Consider the following 20,168-nt stretch of genomic DNA (forward strand, 5'->3'; position numbering starts at 1 on the left):
TTCCTATACAGTAAAACTTTCAAAAATTATTTGGCATTATAGACGAAAAAGACTCGCAATTGGCGAGCCTAATCGGGAAAAAGTAGAATTAGGATTCCGCTTCCTGCTCTAAGTACTTTTCAAGTGCTTTAAGTCGCTTGTGCATATCTTCGATACGGTGAACGCGAGCGGCAGTTTTACGCCATTCTTTGTTCGGTTGCAACGGAATACCAGAAGAGAACATGCCTTTCTCGGTGATGCTACGCATCACCATCCCCATGCCAGTAATAGTGACCCCATCGACAATCTCGATATGGCCATTGATCACCGCACCGCCACCAATAATGCAATATTTGCCTATGTGGGTGCTGCCAGCAATGATGGTACCGCCAGCAATTGCAGTGCCATAGCCAATACAGACGTTATGTGCAATCTGTAATTGGTTATCGAGAATGACGTTATCTTCAATAATCGTGTCATCTAATGCGCCACGATCAATTGTCGTGCAGGCACCGATTTCAACTCGATTACCGATCCGGACTGTGCCAATTTGCGGAATTTTAATCCACTCACCTTTCTCATTGGCATAGCCAAAACCATCAGAACCAATCACGGCACCTGACTGAATAAGGCACGCCGAGCCAATTTCCACTTCGTGGTAAACGCTGACATTTGCCCACAACTGGGTGTTAGCGCCAATTTTGGCGTTTTTACCGATGAAACAGCCGGCACCAATGGAGACGTTATCGCCCAGCTGCACACCCGTCTCAATGACCGAGTTTGCACCAATAGAAACGTTCTGCCCTAGCTGGGCATCCGGTGCAACAACCGCAGAAGAGCTGATATCACTCGCAGGTCGCGGTGTCGTGTCCAGCGCTTGCGCCACCTTTGCAAAAGCAACGTATGGATCAGCGACGACCAATACATTGGTTGTACACAATTCACGTTCACTAGCCTTGACCATAATCACCGTTGCGCGGCATTGACCAAGGTGTTTGTTATATTTGGGATTAGAGAGGAAAGTTACGTAACCTTCCTGCGCCTTATCCATAGGTGCGACAGCGGAAACTGTCGCAGAGCCATCACCAAACAGCTCTCCCCCGGTGATGGTTGCCAATTCGGCTAAAGTCAGTTTTGCCATAATAATATTATTTTAGTTGTTTAATTACTTTCTCTGATAGGTTGTAGTCCGGCTTACCATATTGCATAGCTTGCACGTCAACAACGATGTCATAACCTTCTTTTTCCGCAACTTTCTTCACAGCGTCTTGAATCACCATGAAGAGTTTTTGCTTCTCTTCACTCTCACGACGCGCTGAGGCTTGCTCTAACGCTTGCGCTTTGATTTTGTACTTGCTGTCTAATTGACCAATTTCAATACGCAGCTTCTCGATCTCATCTTGACCTAGCAGTTCGCCATCACGTTTAAGTTTTTCAATTTTGGTTTTTGCTTCAGCTTGAATTGACTGTAGCTCTGCCCCTTTATCTTTAAACTCTTCTTGTAATTTTTGCAGCACAACTTCTCGTTGAGGTAATGCTTGGAATACTTGCGCGGTATTAATGTAACCTACTTTCTGCGCCGCCTCAGCGGCTTGCGCAAAAAATGATGAACTCAGTACAACTAGGCCCAATCCTGCCGCTTGAATCGCTTTTTTCAAAATACTTTCCTCTAATTAGAATGTTCTGCCGATCGTGAAAGTGAAGAACTCTTCATTATCACCTTCATAAATTTTAATAGGTTTGGCAATTGAAAATACCAATGGCCCCATAGGTGACATCCACTGTAGTGCCGCACCATAAGAGGAACGGTAATTCATTGGATCTGAGTAATCGTAATAATACTGATCACCATAACCGAGTTTCCCATCTTTGTAATCGAACTCTGTATCCCAAACGCTGGCCATATCGAAGAAGATGCTGGTGCGAATTTGGCTACGAGTTTCATCAGAGGCAAATGGCGTCGGTACAATCAGTTCTACACTGGCTAGCGCGACCGCGTTACCACCGACAGAGTCATCTGTTGCGCTATAGCAGCGGTTGTTGCCACCATTATTGCCATTACATCCTGTCGCATCGTTATAAATCGCTTTCGGTCCAGCCGAGTTAGATCCAAAACCACGCAAAGTGGTAAAGCCACCTGCATAATAGTTTTCATAGAATGGGAACAAGTTATCGTTACCATCCGTTTTCCCGTAACCATTACCATACCCTAAGCGTCCTCTTAGCAAGAGTGAAAACTCATGTTTTTTGGTTAATGGGAAATACTGGCGAACATCGTACTGCGCTTTGAAATACTTTACGTCTGAACCCGGCACGGTCATCTTGTAGAAAGCGCGTTGGTGATTCCCCGCCGTTGGGAAAATGGTTCGGTTTAAATTATTGCGCGTCCATGAGATGTTGACGTCAAAGTCATTGGTGATCAAACTGCCATCATCGCTACGATTACTCGCTTGAGACTGTAAGAATTGACTGACTTGCACATACTCATCGATATTACCGATCTTGTTGTGCGTGTAACCGATACCGAGGTCAAAACGGTTTAATTCGTCAAATGGGAAACCCCACGTTAAACTTGTGCCGTAGCTTTCATTGGTATAATCAACAATACCAGCTTCAGAAGCCTCAAACTGGTTATAGAAAATCTTACCACCCAAACTGACACCATCAAGGTTCCAGTAGGGATCACGGTAATCTAAACTGATGTTCTTTTGATAGTCGTTCATCATGGCATTGATGCCAACTCGATTACCTGAACCAATGAAGTTGTCTTGTTGTAAACCAACCTGAAAACTCACGCCTGATTCTGTACCATAACCGACACCAAAGTTAACACTACCTGAGTTGGCCTCTTTCACGTTGTACACCAGATCGACTTGGTCTTCACTACCAGGTACACGTACGGTTTGCACATCCACTGTTTCAAAGAAGCCAAGACGGTTCAAACGGCTCTTACCCGTATCAATCGCTTTAGAGCTCAGCCAACTGCCTTCCATTTGACGCATTTCGCGGCGCAAAACTTCATCTTTGGTTGAGTTATTACCGACAAAGCGAATATCACGGACATAGATACGCTTACCCGCTTCCACATGAACAACCAAGGAAACTTCTTGCGTTTCATCATTAAATTCTGGGATGGTTCGAACTTGAGGATAAGCATAGCCAGCTTCACCCAATACTCGTTTTACATCTTCTTCAAGCTTGGTCACCAGTGAGCCGTTATAGGTTTCCTCGGCTTCAAACGGGATCAAAGCGGTAAATTCAGCCTCTTTGCCAATCAGCTCTCCGCGGAATTTAACGTCTTTGATTTTATAAGGCTGACCTTCGCTAATGCCTAAAGTGATATAAACGCCTTTTTTATCAGGAGAAATAGCAACTTGCGTGGAATCGACTTGAAACTTTAAGTAGCCACGGTCGAGGTAGAAAGAGCGCAAAGCTTCAATATCAGCGGCTAAGACCTGCTTTTGGTATTTATCATCAGAGAGGAAATTCCACCACGCCACATCGACATTCAAATTGAAGCGTGACAAAAGCTCTTGGTCACTAAAAACGTCATTGCCAATAAAGTTGATTTGCTGGATTTTCGCAGAAACCCCTTCACTGAACACAAATTTAAGGTCCGCACGGTTGCGAGGTAAAGGTGTCACCACCGCTTTTACGGTCGCGTTGTACTTACCTACGCTGTAGTAAAAATCTTCCAACCCCTTTTCAATGTTGCTCAAGGTCGTACGATCAAGCGCCTCACCGATGCGGATATTGGATGCATCAAGATTCTGCTGCAACTGCTCTTCTTTGATCGCTTTATTTCCGGAGAAGGAAACACTTGCAATGGTTGGACGTTCTTTAACCTGAACGATCAGAACGTTGTTGTCTCGTAATACTTTGATGTCTTCAAAGTTGCCCGAAGTGTAAAGTGCTTTGATAATATCCGCGACATCTTGTGCATCAACGGTATCACCAATTCGAACGGGCATTTTAAGCAATGCAGCGCCGAGCGCAACGCGTTGAAGCCCTTCAATTTGGATATCCTGCACTACGAAATTCTCGGCACTATGTGCTGAGAGGCTGGTTGCCAATAGTGTCGCGAAAAGGATCTGTTTCATTGCCATATTTATTCTTGTTATTCCTTGCTACAACTTCTGCCTAATGGTTACAAATCACAGGCGACTAAAATCATTAAATATTGCCACAGCCATCAAAGAAAAGATGATCGCCCCACCAATTCGGTATCCCATTTCTTGAATCTTCTCTGGGACAGGACGACGAATAACGGCTTCAATTGCAAAAAACAGTAAGTGTCCGCCATCTAACATTGGCAGTGGTACTAGATTGATAATGCCTAAGTTGACACTAATCAGAGCCAGAAAACCCAAGAAATAGACCAAACCATAGTCAGCGGTAGTTCCAGCTCCTTTGGCAATCGAAATCGGCCCACTCAGATTATTCAACCCCACATCACCGACCACCAGTTTTTTCAACATGCTGACGGTTAAGTTGATCACTTGCTGTGTTTTTTCAACCGCTTTTCCGACTGATTCAAATACACCATATTGCAGCTCAAATCGATAACTTTCCGGCCATTCTGCGACTTTAGGAGCGATTCCCGCAAAACCTATCGTTTTGCCTTGCGGTAACTCACGAACGTCAGGCGTAAGCTCGATAGTCAAGCGTTGTTCATCACGCACAACAACCAATGAAACTGGCTGATTGGGATGGCTTTGTATCAACTCCACAACTTGCTGCCAATGGTTTATCTTCGCACCGTTGGCTTCGATCAAGGTGTCGCCAACTTCTAACCCGGCCTTCTCTCCGGCGCTGCCTTGAGAAACATTGGTTAGCGTCAGCGATATTTCAGGGACAAATGGTTTAAAACCCAACGCTCCCATAGCAGACTCTGTTTCTGGGTTAAAGTTCCAAGAACGGATATCTAATGTTTTGATTTCATCCACACCAATTTCATTATTGGTTCCGACGGTGAGCGTTAATTGTTCATCACCAATATGGCTAATCAGCCCCATATTGACCGATTCCCAATCTAAGGTATTTACTCCTGAGACTGCTTTGATCTGCATTCCTGACTCTAAACCCGCTTGAGCGGCGATCGATTGCGGGGCAATTTCGCCAATCACAGGTTTTACCGCTGGAACGCCAATTAAGAACACGAGCCAATAGGCAAAAATGGCGAAGAAAAAGTTAAAAGCAGGCCCAGCACTCACGACAGCGACACGTTTCCACAATGGTTTTTGGTCAAAAGCTAAGGGTTTTAATTCAGTTGGAACATCATCAACACGGCTATCGAGCATTTTAACGTAGCCGCCGAGAGGAATCATTGAGAGGTTGTACTCGGTGCCATCTTTGGCTACTCGGCTCCAAAGTGATTTACCAAAGCCAATGGAAAATTTTTCGACTTTAATTCCGCAGCGACGTGCTACCCAAAAATGACCAAATTCATGCACAGCAACCAATATACCTAACGCAATGATGAAAGAGACGAAATTCCACAAAATACCACTCATAATAAATGCTCTTGTATGATTTGCTGGGCAATAGTGCGCGCCATTCTATCGAGCTCTAACAAGCTTTCCAAGTCATAGCAATGTAACTGAGTATGTGCTGCAGACACTTTTGACAATACACGTTCATTAACTTGTGCGATATCGGTAAAACGAATTTGCTTATTTAAAAAAGCTTCAACGGCTATTTCGTTGGCTGCATTTAAAGAGGTGGTGGCATGTTGCCCTTGATAGCAAGCATCAATCGCCAATCCCAAACAAGGATAACGCTCATAGTCCACATCCATAAAACTCAAATTACTTAATTTGGTAAAATCCAGTGCCGGAACACCCGCAGTAATGCGTTCTGGATAAGAGAGAGTTAAAGCAATTGGCGTGGACATATCGGGTTCCCCCATTTGCGCAAGCACCGAACCATCACGGTACTGCACCATAGAGTGGATCACCGATTGTGGGTGGATTAACACTTTTAATTGCTGTTTCGATGCATTAAACAACCACTTAGCTTCAATATATTCCAAACCTTTGTTCATCATGGTAGCGGAATCAACCGAAATTTTCGGCCCCATCGACCAGTTAGGATGAGCAATCGCTTGCTGTGGTGAAACATCAGCTAACGTGGATAAATCACTATAACGAAAAGGGCCGCCAGAACCCGTGAGCAGAATATGTTGCACACCATGTTCTTGTAAATCACAGCGACCCAAAGAGCCTTGTATTTCAGGGGGTAAGCATTGAAAAATCGCGTTATGTTCGCTATCGACAGGGAGCAATTCAGCACCGTATTTTTCGACCGCATCAATAAACAATTGGCCAGACATCACCAAGGCTTCTTTGTTTGCCAGCAAAACACGCTTGCCCGCCTTTACCGCAGCCATGGTTGGTAACAAACCTGCCGCACCAACAATCGCCGCCATCACCGTATCCACCTCATCTAATGCGGCGACGTGGCACATGGCGTCTTCACCAAATAATACGGTTGTTTTTAAGTTCAATGACTGCAATTGAGCTAAAAGCTCATCCGCCGCCTTTTGGTTTGACATTACCGCATAAACTGGCTGCCAACGCTGACATAGCTCACGCATTTTATTGACATTATTTCCCGCGGCTAAAGCCACAACGGAAAAGTGTTCGGGATTTTGAGCCACGACTTTTAATGTGCTTGCCCCAATTGAACCTGTGGCCCCGAGAATCGTTAACTTACGCATAGCAACAACCGTGAATTAAGATTGGGGTAAGACAGCTTAACCCAAGCATTAGAAAATGAAATACAGTAGAGCAAAAACGGGAAATGCAGCCGTCAGGCTATCGATACGATCCAAAACGCCGCCATGCCCAGGAATAATATTGCTGCTGTCTTTAATTCCTGAAACACGCTTAAACATACTTTCGACCAGATCACCGAGCACAGAGATAATCACAGTCGCTAATGTAATACCGACCATCGATAACGTATTTGTAAACCGAATATCAAACCAATCAGCAGTAAACCACGCCACAATCAATGCCGTAATAATGCCACCAATCAACCCTTCAATGGTTTTATTTGGACTGACTGCTGGTGCCATTTTGTGCTTACCAAAACTTTTGCCCGCAAAATAAGCGCCACTGTCTGCAGCCCAAACAATTAAGCAGACAAATAGCACCAACTTAGCACCGTGGTATGGCTCACTCAAAAAGGCTTCTGCGCGTAAAAAAAGTACGCTCCAGAAAAAAGGAAGTAGCGTAAGCACACCAAAAAGGTGCCTAAGTAGATTGGATTTTTCCCACCATGGACGGGATTTAGGATAGGTAATAGCTAAAAAGCTAGAAAACAGCCACCAAGCCACCCCAACACTTAATATCACATAGTGATTCGAGTTCATGCTGGCTAGGCTAACGGCATCAGGGGAAATCAGTAGGTAACTTGCTCCACCAATAATAATGGCTGGCAACAGCGCCAGATACCTAGATGTCGAATCGATAAACTGCGTCCATTCCCATACACCGACGAGCGCCACAAGGGCCAAAACGGCCATAAATAGGGAGAGTGGCAGTTCAAAAATGCCCAGCATCACCAGTGGAGCTAATATGAGCGCCGTGATAATTCGTTGCTTCAAACTAATGGATCCTTTATTTCTGTTCCATCAATGCCTTAACCTGTTCCCCTGTGCAGCCAAAACGGCGTTCACGGTTAACAAACCAAGTCACTGCTTCAATTAAACTTTCTTCACCAAACTCAGGCCAGTAAATCGGCGTAAAGTACATCTCTGCATAGGCCAATTGCCATAACATAAAATTACTAATACGACATTCACCGCTGGTACGGATGAGCAAATCCACTTCAGGAATATCAGACATCGTTAGCGACTGTGTAATCAGCGTCTCGTCAATCTGATCAGGAGAAAGCTCACCGCTCGCCACTTTGACCGCGATAGAGCGCATTGCTTCTGTGATATCCCATTTTCCGCCATAGTTTGCGGCGATATTAACGACCATGCCACTGTTTGATGAGGTTAACTCTTCTGCCTGGGCGATTTTTGTTTGTAAGCGTGAGCTAAAACGTGTTTTATCACCAATGACTCTAAGACGCAGATTGTTCTTATGCAGTTTTTTTACTTCTGTGGATAACACAGTAATAAATAACTCCATCAACACGCCCACTTCAGCTTCCGGACGCCGCCAATTTTCACTGCTAAAGGCAAACAAAGTAACGGCTTTAATACCCAATTTCGCTGCAGTAGAAATCGTTCTTCGGACCGCTGCTACACCATTCTTATGGCCAAATACACGAGGCTTACCTTGCGCTTTAGCCCAACGGCCATTTCCGTCCATAATGATTGCGATGTGTTGGGGTAATACATCAGATGAGAGGGATGAGTTTTGCATAAGAAATTAATTGATTACCAAACTGATAGGGCAAAATAGCATAAAAAAACGCTGCACTGTGAGCACAGCGTTTTAGAAAGGCTAAAAAGAGCGAATTAAACTTCCATTAACTCTTTTTCTTTTGCAGCAAGAACTTCATCAATTCTCTTAATCGCTACATCGGTAAGTTTTTGAATCTCTTCTTGCGCTTTATGATCTTCGTCTTCAGAGATTTCTTTATCTTTCAGTAGAGCTTTTAAGTCGCCATTGGCATCACGACGAATGTTGCGAACCGCAACGCGACCACCTTCGGCTTCACCACGAACAATTTTCACCAAATTACGACGACGTTCTTCGGTCAGTGGTGGCAGTGGTACACGAATAACCGTACCTGCAGACATTGGGTTTAGACCCAAATCAGACATCAAAATCGCTTTTTCAACTTTTGGCGTCAACTCTTTATCAAAAACAGTGATCGCGAGAGTACGTGCATCTTCAGCTACAACGTTAGCGATTTGATTCAGCGGTGTCGAAGCACCATAGTAATCGACAGAAATGCCGGAGAGTAAACTTGGGTGAGCGCGACCAGTACGTACCTTAGAAAGGTTGTTTTTCAGGGCATCTACGCTCTTATCCATACGCTCTTGAGCGTCTTTCTTGATTTCGTTAATCACAAATATCACCTACTTGTTTTTTTGTTTTGGAGTGATTAGTCAGCGGTGCTAATTAGTGTACCTTCCGCTTCACCCATTACCACGCGACGTAGTGCGCCCGGTTTGTTCATATTAAATACGCGGATTGGCATTTTATGGTCACGCGCTAGCGTAAACGCGGCCAAGTCCATCACTTTTAGCTCTTTTTCAAGCACGGTTGTATAAGACAGCTTATCATACAGTTCTGCGTCTGGGTTTGCCACTGGGTCTGCACTAAATACGCCATCTACTTTTGTCGCTTTTAGAACCACATCCGCTTCAATTTCAATACCGCGCAAACAGGCAGCAGAATCGGTTGTGAAGAATGGGTTACCAGTACCCGCTGAGAAGATCACAACACGGCCTTGACGTAGTTGGCTGATAGCATCGGCCCAATTGTAATCGTCACACACACCTTTAAGAGGAATGGCAGACATCACGCGCGCATTCACATAAGCACGGTGCAAAGCATCACGCATTGCCAAACCATTCATTACGGTTGCCAGCATTCCCATGTGGTCGCCCACAACACGGTTCATGCCCGCTTCAGCAAGACCTGCGCCACGGAATAAGTTACCGCCGCCGATGACAACACCCACTTGAACACCCAGTTCAACCAGTTCTTTTACTTCCTGTGCCATGCGATCTAACACCGCAGGATCAATACCAAAACCTTCTTCGCCTTGTAGCGCTTCACCGCTAAGTTTTAACAGGATACGTTGATAGGCTGGTTTAGGATTCGTAGTCATGGAGCTTACCTTCCAAATAGAGAGTTGTTAATTAACAGTCATGATTTAAAACTGAATACTGAATACTGAATTCTAAATCATCACAATTAGTCTCAATATGCCATTCGTAAAAAGACCGCAGCCTTGGCTACGGTCTCTTTTTAGGCAAAATCGCTAGGATTAACCTTTTTGAACCATTGCAACTTCTTCAGCGAAGCTAAGTTCTTGAGCTTTCTCAATACCTTCACCAACTTCTAGACGTACGAAGTTAGTAACGGTTGCGCCTTTAGCTTTCAGCATTGCGCCAACAGTTTGAGAAGGATCCATGATGAACGCTTGACCAGTAAGTGATACTTCACCTGTGAACTTAGTCATGCGGCCTTCAACCATTTTCTCAGCAATTGCCGCTGGCTTGCCAGATTGCATTGCGATTTCGATTTGGATTTCACGCTCTTTAGCCACAACTTCTGCTGGTACATCTTCAGGGTTCACGTACTCAGGTTTTGCAGCAGCAACGTGCATTGCTACGTGTTTGATGGTCTCTTCATCCGCTTCACCAGCAACCACAACACCGATACGGTCGCCATGGCGGTATGAACCTACTTTAGCGCCTTCGATGTAATGAACGCGACGGATAGTGATGTTTTCACCAATTTTAGCAACAAGAGCAATACGCGCTTCTTCAAATTTAGCTTGAAGTGCTGCGATATCTAGACGCTCAGCAAGTGCAACCGCTAGAACTTCGTTAGCGAACGCTAGGAAGCTTGAGTCTTTTGCTACGAAGTCAGTTTGGCAGTTCACTTCTAGAAGTGCTGCAAAACCATCAGCTTCTTTAATTAGGATAGTACCTTCAGCTGCGATGTTACCTGCTTTTTTCGCTGCTTTAGCTGCGCCGCTTTTGCGCATGTTTTCAATTGCTAGTTCGATGTCAGCGTTTGCTTCTACAAGCGCTTTTTTACATTCCATCATACCTGCGCCAGTACGCTCGCGCAGTTCTTTTACTAGAGCAGCAGTTACAGTTGCCATTCTCTATTCCTCAGTTGATTCTGGTGGTAAAAATCAGGGGCCGATTGTTTGGCCCCTGATGCTAACTATAACTTGTTCAATGCATCAATCGTGTGACACATATAATCAAGTGTGACTCAGAGCCGCTATTATTCTGCTTCTACGAAACCGTCTTTTGCAGCAGCAAGTGCAGCTGCATCTTTGTTACGACCTTCGTTAACCGTTTCTGCAACAGCATTTAGGTAAAGCTGGATTGCACGGATTGCGTCGTCGTTACCAGGGATAATGTAGTCAACGCCATCTGGGTTAGAGTTAGTATCAACAACAGCGTAAACTGGGATACCTAGGTTGTTTGCTTCTTTAACTGCAATGTGCTCGTGATCTGCATCGATAACGAATAGTGCGTCAGGTAGACCGCCCATATCTTTGATACCACCAAGAGATTTCTCTAGCTTCTCCATTTCACGAGTACGCATTAGAGCTTCTTTCTTAGTTAGCTTATCAAAAGTGCCATCTGTTGCTTGAATTTCAAGCTCTTTTAGACGCTTGATTGACTGACGAACAGTTTTCCAGTTAGTTAGCATGCCGCCCAACCAGCGGTTGTTAACGTAGAATTGGTTGCTTGCGATAGCCGCTTCTTTAACAGCTTCAGATGCTGCGCGTTTAGTACCAACGAAAAGAACTTTACCTTTTTTCTCGCCAACTTTTTGTAGCTCAGCTAGAGCTTCGTTGAACATAGGAACAGTTTTTTCTAAGTTGATGATGTGAACACGGCTACGAGCACCAAAAATGAATGGCTTCATTTTTGGGTTCCAGTAACGAGTCTGGTGACCGAAGTGAACACCAGCTTTTAGCATGTCGCGCATTGATACAGTTGCCATTTAAAAATCCTCTATGGGGTTAGGCCTCCACATTCCCCATGTATCCGACCCCTAACATCTATTCGGTTGTTGCCGATAGTTTTATTGTTGGAGCACCCCGGAACACGTGTCGGAATGTGTGTGATTTAAAGATAATGTGTTTAGAAAGGAAGGTGGGCTTCGTCATTTCAGAAGAAAACGCACTTCGATTCCGGCGCGCTTTATACCATATTTAGCCCTTCTCTGGCTAGAAAAAAATACGACACATCATGGCCTAGGTAAGCTGTAGTTATGCAAACAATTCTTACTTACCGACAGGGATCCCTTGCGATTCATCCATGCACTGCTAGAATAACGCCCATTCGCACAGTTAAGTGCTTAAGAATTAATGCATAGAGAAAGCCGATGTCTGTAAAAATCAAAACTGCTGAAGAAATAGCCAAAATGCGCGTCGCGGGTAAACTGGCTGCCGATGTCCTTGAGATGATTGAACCGCATGTAAAAGTGGGCATCACCACTGAAGAACTTGACCAGATCTGCCACAAGTACATCACTGAAGTACAGCAAGCTATTCCAGCACCATTGAATTACCACGGTTTTCCTAAATCGATCTGTACCTCTATTAATCACATTGTTTGTCACGGTATACCGGCAACTCAAGATACGCAGTATGGGCAATTACAGCGTCCAGCGGTACTGAAAGAGGGTGATATTCTGAACATTGATATCACGGTTATTAAAGATGGCTACCACGGTGATACCTCAAAGATGTTCTTTGTCGGTGAAGTGTCGCCAGCAGATAAGCGCCTATGTCTTGTTGCGCAAGAGTGTCTTTATATCGGCATGAAGAAGGTCAAACCCGGAGTTCAATTGGGTGAGATTGGTACTGCGATCGAAAAACACATTAAAACCAATAATAAAAATAACCCACGCCTTAAATTTTCGATTGTGAAAGATTATTGCGGCCACGGTATTGGCGCTCAATTTCATGAAGAACCACAAGTGGTTCACTATAAAAACGGCGACAGAACCGTACTGCGTGAAGGGATGATTTTCACTATCGAGCCAATGATTAATGCGGGTAAATTTGGTTGCCGCCTTGATGATGAAGACAATTGGACGGTTTACACCGCCGATGGCAAAAACTCAGCGCAGTGGGAACACACCATTTTGGTTACCGCCACTGGCTGTGAAGTGCTGACGCTGCGTGAAGAAGAAACCATTCCGCGTCTGATGCATAACGCCTAATTACATCGAACCAAAACCTTATCAATCAATATCCCTCTTGCAGGGATATTTTTTTATCTGCAGTGATTTGATACAGTCAGTCTACGTTGTGACATATCACTAGCATGGATTGCCGTTATGCCTTTTCAGTCTCCCCTCACCTTTACTGACACACAACTCACTATCGGCGAGCTTAAACAACAACTTGAACAGTTCACTCAACATCAGAAACATCAATTTTTGCACCACCATCCGGTCAACGACTTGGTATTAGGCCGCTCTGAATATATGGATCAACTGCTCTACAGGTTATGGGAACATTATTCATTTTCGCAGGTTCCAGACATCAGTTTAGTGGCCGTCGGAGGCTATGGCCGCGGTGAACTTCATCCTCTTTCGGATATCGATATTCTGGTCGTCTCCAATCATACTTTACCCGCTGAACTCGGCAGTAAAATTAGCGAATTCATTACCCTGTTGTGGGATTTGCGTTTAGAAGTGGGCCATGCCGTGCGTACCGTGCAGCAGTGCGCTGAGATTGGCCGTGAAGATTTAACCGTCGCGACAAACTTACAAGAAGCTCGGTTATTATGTGGCAGCGAAGAGACATTTTATAAACTCAAGATGTTGATTCATTCCGAATCATTTTGGCCAAGCGAAACCTTTTACCGCGCCAAAATTCAAGAGCAGCGCGACCGACACGCTCGTTACCATGACACCACTTATAACCTTGAACCCGATATCAAATCGACTCCTGGAGGCTTAAGGGACATTCATACTTTAAGCTGGGTGGCTAGACGCCACTTTGGTGCAACATCACTGCTTGAAATGAGTCGTTTTGGTTTTTTAACTGATGCTGAATATCGTGAGCTAGTAGAGTGCCAAGACTTTTTATGGCGCGTGCGCTTTGCGCTGCACATTGAATTAAAACGCTATGACAATCGGCTTATTTTTGCTCATCAAGCTCAAGTGGCAGAACATCTGGGCTTTACGGGTGAAGGGAATCGCGCAGTCGAGATGATGATGAAAGAGTTCTACCGTACGCTACGTCGTGTTGCGGAACTCAACAAAATGCTCCTGCGTCTGTTTGATCAAGCCATACTCAATAACGGCGAAGAAGCCGTGGCAGAAATTTTAGATGATGATTTTCAACGTCGTGGCAACTTAATAGAAGCTCGCAAACCCGCGCTTTTCCAAGCTCGCCCTGAAACAATTTTGGATATGTTTATTCATATCGCCAATGATTCCAGCATCGAAAGCGTCGCACCCACAACCATGCGCCAGTTGCGTACAGCCAGAAGGCGGCTCAATAAATTCCTGCACACCATTCCCGAAGCGCGTGAAAAATTCATGGCATTGGTACGTCACCCTAACGCACTACATCGTGCGTTCAGCCTGATGCATAAATTAGGCGTGCTCGCCGCTTATCTTCCCCAATGGAGCCAAATTGTTGGACAAATGCAGTTCGACCTATTCCATGTTTATACGGTCGATGAACACAGCATTCGTCTTCTCAAACACATCAATACCTTTAGCTACGCACAAAATCACGATAAACACCCCATCTGTTGCGAAGTTTACCCACGCCTCCAGAAAAAGGAGATGCTGATTCTGGCCGCTATTTTTCACGACATTGCCAAAGGGCGTGGCGGCGATCACTCTGAAATCGGTGCGGTAGAAGCCTATGATTTTTGTATTGAACACGGTTTATCAAAACCTGAAGCAAAATTAGTCTCTTGGCTGGTACAAAACCACCTCTTGATGTCGGTAACGGCGCAAAGACGCGACATTTACGACCCAGATGTCATTACCGAATTTGCCAAAAAAGTGCGCGATGAAGAGTATCTCGAACATCTTGTTTGCCTGACTGTCGCCGACATCTGCGCTACTAACCCTGAGCTTTGGAACAGTTGGAAACGCACCTTGCTGGCAGAGTTATATCACTCAACACAGCGGGCACTTAGGCGTGGGCTTGAAAACCCGGTAGATGTGCGCGATCGCATTCGCCACAACCAACAAATGGCATCCGCATTGCTTCGTAAAGAAGGCTACAGCGCACGCGAAATTGAAGTGCTTTGGCAGCGCTTTAAAGCCGATTACTTTTTGCGTCACACTCACAAGCAGATCGCTTGGCATTGTGAGCACCTACTCAAACATAGCGACCCAAGCCAACCGCTGATCCTAATGAGCAAAAAAGCCACTCGTGGCGGCACTGAATTGTTTGTTTACACTAAAGATCAACCCGCCCTCTTTGCGACTGTAGTTGCTGAACTGGACCGCCGAAATCTCAATGTCCATGATGCGCAGATCATGTCAAGTAAAGATGGCTACGTCCTTGATACCTTCATGGTACTGGATCAAAACGGCCATGCAATTGACGAAGAGTGTCACCCATCGTTGATCAAACACCTACTCAGTGGGCTAGAAACGGGTTGGCAGAACAAACTGAAATTGCGCCGCACACCACGTAACTTGCAACATTTTAAAGTCAAAACTAAAGTCGATTTTTTACCCACCAAAAGCAATAAACGAACCTTAATGGAATTAGTCGCACTTGATACTCCGGGACTGCTGGCAACGGTCGGAGCCACATTTGCTGACTTAAACATTAACCTGCATGGTGCAAAAATCACCACCATTGGCGAACGAGCAGAAGACTTGTTTATTCTCACCGGTTCGCAAGGCGGAAAATTGAGTGAAGAAGAAGAGTGCACGTTACGTGAAATGCTGATTAAAAATGTTTCTGAACTCGCGCCAAATTAAACGGAAAAGGAAAGCGATCTGGTCCACAACTTGAACCATTGATATCACGATGAACTATCTCGGGCGAGCATGGACTGCTACATTGAAATGGTTCATTGATGTGTCACAAAATACAATAGAGGTTGCCTATGTATCCCTACCTCACCGGTTTAGGCATTCAAGATCCTAAACAGATTGAGCGCTATTCACTTCGTCAAGAAGCCCATAAAGATGTGTTGAAGATTTACTTTCATAAGCAGAAAGGCGAGCTGTTCGCTAAAAGCGTGAAATTTAAATACCCTCGACAAGTAAAAAATGTATTGGTCGATAGCGGCAGCCATCAATACAAAGAGGTGACGGAGATCAACCGTAATTTAACCTTGGTGATTGATGAACTAAATAAAATCACTAAGCCGGTTCCTATGAGTGATCTCGATCTGAAGCAAAAAATATTGACTGACTTGCGCCATTTGGAAAAAGTGGTCACGAGCAAAATCGCTGAAATTGAAGCTGACTTAGAGAAGCTAAAATAGTCTCAAGACGGTAAAGTAACTTTAGATACCCAGAGCATCGAATAACCCTGTTTCAGATAACTCTTCACTGACAAAAAAGGTTCCCAAAGGAACCTTTTTTGTTGCTAAGTCTAAGCCGTCAATCAATATTGAACGCTGACAATGTTATAACCAACCCGCCCAAAAGCCGACCCAATACAGCGCAATCGCGGATACAACACCTGCCACGATATCATCGAGCATAATCCCCAAACCACCATGCACTCGTTTATCTAACCAACTGATCGGCCACGGTTTGAGCATATCGAAAAAGCGAAACAGCACGAATCCAGCCACCAGCCATTTCCAATCTAAACTGGGCAATTCAAACAGTGGCACGACTAACATTGTTATCCAAAAACCAGCAAATTCATCCCACACAATCGAACCGTGGTCATGCACTTTCATGTCGTCAGAAGTCACTTGGCAAATTTTCACGCCCACCAAGCAAGCCAGCACAACCACAGCACAATATACAGTGAGAGGGAGCTGTACTAACAGTAAATAAAAAGGCACTGAGGCAAGCGTTCCCATTGTGCCGGGCACGATAGGCGATAGGCCACTGCCAAAACCCGTGGCCAAAAGATGCCAAGGGTTCTTTAATGAGATTAATGCGATAGGGTTTGTCATCCGTTCACCTTAAAATGATCATAGCCGCTTAACTGCCAATTGAGTTTTTTTCCTTGATGCTGAAGCTCAAAAATACCCTGCGGGCGAATTTGGCCAATGCAACTCACCTTACAACCGCAATGAGCAAGCGCACTTTCGATGGAACCTCGGTTATGCTCTGGAACAGTGAAACACAACTCATACTCTTCACCGCTGGTTAGTGCATATTGCTGGGCTATTTGTCTCTCGCCCACAAACTGCAACAGCTCTTGCGAAATAGGCAACGCACCAACATCTAAACTCACCCCAACATTTGAACGATGCAAAATATGCTTGAGATCAGACACCAAACCATCGGAAATATCAATTGCAGAAGAAGCCAAATGAAGCAATGCTTGGCCAGCAAGAATTCTTGGCGTTGAGAGATAGTGACGCTTTTCAAGCTCTTGGGCAAAAGGTTTATGGCGTAAGCTTGGGTCAAGAATCACATCGAGCCCTGCTTGGCTATCACCGAGTTCACCAGTGACGTAAACCCAATCTCCCACTTTGGCTCCACTGCGCAGTAGCGCCAATTCTTGTGGCACAAAACCTTGTACTGTCAAGGTAATGCTCAGTGGTCCTTTGGTTGTATCTCCACCAATTAGCTGAATATTGTAGTAATTCGCAAGTTCGAAAAAAGCATCACAAAAGGGTTTTAGCCATGCTTCATCGACACTGGGTAGAGTGAGTGCGAGCGATACCCAAGCAGGCGTTGCCCCCATCGCAGCCAAATCACTGATGTTAGATGACAATGCTTTATGAGCCACCCAAGCCGGATTCGCATCGGTTAAAAAATGAGTGCCTGCGACTAAGGTGTCGGTACTAATGGCGATCCGAACATTTTCTGGTGCTTTGACTAATGCACAATCATCTCCTAGAGCAAGAGAGACATCTTTACGTTGTGACTGACGGTTAGAGAAATAGGTATCGATTAAATTGAATTCACCGAACATAAAAAATTCCCTGCCCTGAGTTTTTATTATGTACATCATTTCTCATCGCTTAGGGCTTTCGCGGAGAAAGATCCGTCATAAAAAAGGTCAGCGAATGCTGACCTTTTATTTTAAAACGACTTATTATTTTTTGCGTACATGTGGGGCGGCTTTATCAAGCACGCCATTCACAAATTTATGGCTATCTTCAGCAGCAAATACCTTTGCTAACTCAATCGCCTCATTGATGACCACTTTATATGGCACATCATCGCGACGAGTCATTTCGTACATGGCTAAACGAAGTAACGCCAATTCCATCATGTCTAAGTCTTGCATTGGACGAGACACGAAAGGACGCAATTTGCTATCTAGCTCTGTGTGGCTTAGCACTACACCCGTGAGTAGATCACGGAAATATGCAACGTCGGTTTCTGGAGCCGCTAACGCTGGCTCAGCAGCATGATGCTCTTCTTCATCATACTTACCACCCGAGAGGAATTGCTCTTCGATAGTGGCAACATTTTCTTTTGTAATTTGCCAAGAATAAATTGCTTGTAGCGCAAATTGACGTGCATTACGACGTGCGGCTGGTTTCACACTGGCCCCCATTAGGAATCGATTTCTGAAAGAACGTTAATCATCTCAAGCGCGCTTAGTGCAGCTTCTGCACCTTTGTTACCAGCCTTGGTTCCCGCGCGTTCAATGGCTTGATCGATGGTATCAACAGTTAGAACACCAAATGCCACTGGAAGGCTGTATTCCAGAGACACTTGCGCCAAACCTTTATTGCATTCACTGCACACATAATCAAAGTGTGGCGTACCACCACGAATCACAGTGCCAAGAGACACGATAGCGTCGTATTTACCCGTTTTTGCTACGCGTTGAGCAGTAAGAGGTAATTCGACAGCACCAGGGCAGCGAACAACAGTAATATTGTCATCGCTAACTTGTCCGTGACGCTTTAAAGTATCGATTGCACCAGAAAGCAGGCTTTCGTTAATAAAACTGTTGAAACGAGAAATAACGATAGCAATTTTTGCATTTGGTGCGGGGAAACCACCCTCGATCACTTTCATAAGCCTTCCTTTAACTATATACACAAGTGAGAATCGCCGGATTCTAGCACAATTTTGTGAGCAATATCTAATGGAAATTCGGCTTAGACGGCAAACCAAGCGGCTAATCAGCGAAATAATAAAGGAAGCGTTGGGCCTGTCTCTTGATCACAAGTCTGGTGAATCAAGAGACTTAGCCAGTTCATACCCTTCAAGGATGGTTTGTAACCTAAACCATCCTTGCCATAATGTCTTTATAGAAGCACGACCCGTTCGCTTTGTATTCTTCCAACCCCCTAATCGAGCAATACCTCTGTAAGCCCATGATATGTCCGGAGCTTCCTTCGGTAGCCCTTTTCTTTCTAGCTTTAGCCACATTAGCTTCCATGCTTTGCCTTTTAATATCGGCTCACAACTGCTCTTAGATAACTCATCTGATTCATTCATAAATCTCAACTGGAGCAACCGAGTCGCGATAAAAGCCAGAATAACGCTGAGCCTTTCTAAGTTATCTTTGCTTTGCATTCTCAATTGCTCGACTTGAGTGCCTTCACTTTTCCAGACTTTATGAAAATCTTCAATTAGCCAGCGCTGCTCATAATAACTGACGATTTTAAGTGCCTCTTCCCTGCTCGTTACTGGCTCTGAGGTCAGTAAGTGCCATGCGAGCTTATCGTTACTCTCTCCTTGCTCTATGCATCCCACGTAGTAAAGCGGAATGTTATTGAACTCTTTTTTATTCGCGGGAGATTTGAGTGTCACGGGGGCATATTTGATGTCTAGGTGAACCGTGCGAGCTTTACGGCCGCCTTTTTGCGGTATGTCGAGCACTCTTTCTCCTGCTGATTGAAGCTTGGAAGCGTAGTCATAAAGACGATTATCATGCTCTTTTATACAGCGACTTTGCATTGAGCGAACGAGGAATCGCTGTTGTTGCTCTTGCTTGTAAGTGAGGTATTCAAATAGGTCGGCTTCTCTATCGCACACAGAAATAACATCTGAGATTTTCTCGCCAAGTCGCTCTGCGACATGGCGAGAAGCTTGCTCCCATTTATAGCTTTCTTTCTCTTTGTATGGTCGAGTGGCGTACTGGTGTCCTTGTCCACGCTTTTCAATATCTCGAGTCCAGCGTTGTTGTTCAATTAAGCCAACAACCACTTGAGTTTCGGGAGCAAAAAGTAAGGTCGAGTGTATGAACATAGCTCGATTTCGATTGCCTTGATTGGAGTGTCCAAGTTCATCTTGTATGCTGCGATGGGAGTAGCTTAGAGAAGTCGTATCTTCTAATGCAAGAAGTGTTTGTTGTTCTAAAGCCTCTTGCGCTGTGACATAAAAGCCCGCTTCAGCGATATCTTCTGCTTTGATTTGCTCATTACGGATAAAGCG

At 44.8% G+C, this 20,168-nt stretch carries 19 protein-coding genes; 3 read left to right on the forward strand and 16 right to left on the reverse strand.

All coding sequences use genetic code 11. The features are described 5' to 3' along the window. Positions 1 to 88: 88 nt before the first annotated feature. From lpxD to rpsB, 11 genes are all read right to left on the reverse strand, one after another. Positions 89 to 1,120 carry a UDP-3-O-(3-hydroxymyristoyl)glucosamine N-acyltransferase gene (gene lpxD / locus B9J87_RS06175; protein ID WP_094124760.1) on the reverse strand — a complete coding sequence of 344 codons (1,032 nt, stop codon included), beginning with the start codon at positions 1,118 to 1,120 and terminating at the stop codon, positions 89 to 91. Between the two features lie 7 nt (positions 1,121 to 1,127). After that, the gene (locus B9J87_RS06180) at positions 1,128 to 1,637 is read right to left on the reverse strand and encodes an OmpH family outer membrane protein (protein ID WP_013856212.1); all 510 of its coding nucleotides are present in this window, start codon (positions 1,635 to 1,637) and stop codon (positions 1,128 to 1,130) included. Positions 1,638 to 1,652: 15 nt separating this feature from the next. Beyond that, positions 1,653 to 4,085: an outer membrane protein assembly factor BamA gene (gene bamA / locus B9J87_RS06185; protein WP_094149777.1), complete on the reverse strand. Its 2,433-nt coding sequence runs from the start codon at positions 4,083 to 4,085 to the stop codon at positions 1,653 to 1,655. 48 nt (positions 4,086 to 4,133) lie between these two features. After that, positions 4,134 to 5,492 carry a sigma E protease regulator RseP gene (gene rseP / locus B9J87_RS06190; RefSeq protein ID WP_094149778.1) on the reverse strand — a complete coding sequence of 453 codons (1,359 nt, stop codon included), beginning with the start codon at positions 5,490 to 5,492 and terminating at the stop codon, positions 4,134 to 4,136. Then, on the reverse strand, positions 5,489 to 6,697 hold the full coding sequence (ispC, locus tag B9J87_RS06195; RefSeq protein ID WP_094149779.1) for a 1-deoxy-D-xylulose-5-phosphate reductoisomerase: 1,209 nt from the start codon (positions 6,695 to 6,697) through the stop codon (positions 5,489 to 5,491). Before ispC ends, rseP begins: the two co-directional genes overlap by 4 nt. Before the next feature lie 48 nt (positions 6,698 to 6,745). After that, the gene (locus B9J87_RS06200; protein ID WP_094149780.1) at positions 6,746 to 7,588 is read right to left on the reverse strand and encodes a phosphatidate cytidylyltransferase; all 843 of its coding nucleotides are present in this window, start codon (positions 7,586 to 7,588) and stop codon (positions 6,746 to 6,748) included. Between the two features lie 13 nt (positions 7,589 to 7,601). Continuing rightward, a complete protein-coding gene (locus B9J87_RS06205) occupies positions 7,602 to 8,357 on the reverse strand; it encodes an isoprenyl transferase (RefSeq protein WP_013856207.1) in 756 nt (251 codons plus the stop codon). A gap of 95 nt (positions 8,358 to 8,452) precedes the next feature. Beyond that, positions 8,453 to 9,010, reverse strand: coding sequence for a ribosome recycling factor (frr, locus tag B9J87_RS06210; protein WP_010320122.1), 558 nt, complete (start codon positions 9,008 to 9,010; stop codon positions 8,453 to 8,455). 35 nt (positions 9,011 to 9,045) lie between these two features. Continuing rightward, positions 9,046 to 9,777, reverse strand: a complete 732-nt coding sequence (gene pyrH, locus B9J87_RS06215; RefSeq protein WP_010320123.1) for a UMP kinase — start codon at positions 9,775 to 9,777, stop codon at positions 9,046 to 9,048. Positions 9,778 to 9,936: 159 nt separating this feature from the next. Continuing rightward, a complete protein-coding gene (tsf, locus tag B9J87_RS06220; protein ID WP_013856205.1) occupies positions 9,937 to 10,782 on the reverse strand; it encodes a translation elongation factor Ts in 846 nt (281 codons plus the stop codon). Positions 10,783 to 10,910: 128 nt separating this feature from the next. Next, entirely contained in the window at positions 10,911 to 11,642 is a 732-nt protein-coding gene (rpsB, locus tag B9J87_RS06225; RefSeq protein WP_013856204.1) for a 30S ribosomal protein S2, read from the reverse strand. A gap of 384 nt (positions 11,643 to 12,026) precedes the next feature. Here rpsB and map point away from each other — a divergent pair, with 384 nt between their 5' ends. The 3 genes from map (at position 12,027) to B9J87_RS06240 (ending at position 16,123) form a co-directional block, all read left to right on the forward strand. Next, a complete protein-coding gene (map, locus tag B9J87_RS06230) occupies positions 12,027 to 12,869 on the forward strand; it encodes a type I methionyl aminopeptidase (protein WP_017044011.1) in 843 nt (280 codons plus the stop codon). 117 nt (positions 12,870 to 12,986) lie between these two features. Beyond that, entirely contained in the window at positions 12,987 to 15,611 is a 2,625-nt protein-coding gene (gene glnD, locus B9J87_RS06235; RefSeq protein WP_047689284.1) for a bifunctional uridylyltransferase/uridylyl-removing protein GlnD, read from the forward strand. Between the two features lie 128 nt (positions 15,612 to 15,739). Then, a complete protein-coding gene (locus B9J87_RS06240) occupies positions 15,740 to 16,123 on the forward strand; it encodes a DUF3461 family protein (protein ID WP_026027637.1) in 384 nt (127 codons plus the stop codon). Positions 16,124 to 16,267: 144 nt separating this feature from the next. Here B9J87_RS06240 and pgpA read toward each other — a convergent pair whose 3' ends face one another. The 5 genes from pgpA to B9J87_RS06265 all read right to left on the reverse strand — a co-directional run. After that, the gene (pgpA, locus tag B9J87_RS06245; RefSeq protein ID WP_013856199.1) at positions 16,268 to 16,771 is read right to left on the reverse strand and encodes a phosphatidylglycerophosphatase A; all 504 of its coding nucleotides are present in this window, start codon (positions 16,769 to 16,771) and stop codon (positions 16,268 to 16,270) included. Further along, positions 16,768 to 17,742 (reverse strand): thiamine-phosphate kinase, encoded by a 975-nt coding sequence (thiL, locus tag B9J87_RS06250; RefSeq protein WP_026027917.1) that lies wholly within the window; start codon positions 17,740 to 17,742, stop codon positions 16,768 to 16,770. The genes pgpA and thiL overlap by 4 nt, the downstream gene beginning before the upstream one ends. 123 nt (positions 17,743 to 17,865) lie before the next feature. Continuing rightward, positions 17,866 to 18,333, reverse strand: coding sequence for a transcription antitermination factor NusB (gene nusB, locus B9J87_RS06255; RefSeq protein ID WP_013856197.1), 468 nt, complete (start codon positions 18,331 to 18,333; stop codon positions 17,866 to 17,868). Then, entirely contained in the window at positions 18,333 to 18,803 is a 471-nt protein-coding gene (ribH, locus tag B9J87_RS06260; RefSeq protein ID WP_026027639.1) for a 6,7-dimethyl-8-ribityllumazine synthase, read from the reverse strand. The genes nusB and ribH overlap by 1 nt, the downstream gene beginning before the upstream one ends. 147 nt (positions 18,804 to 18,950) lie before the next feature. Continuing rightward, the coding region (locus tag B9J87_RS06265; RefSeq protein WP_094149781.1) for an IS4-like element ISVa18 family transposase at positions 18,951 to 20,168 on the reverse strand (1,218 nt) is incomplete at its 5' end.

The organism is Vibrio sp. V19_P1S1T109 (assembly GCF_002241375.1).
Classification (GTDB): domain Bacteria; phylum Pseudomonadota; class Gammaproteobacteria; order Enterobacterales; family Vibrionaceae; genus Vibrio; species Vibrio anguillarum.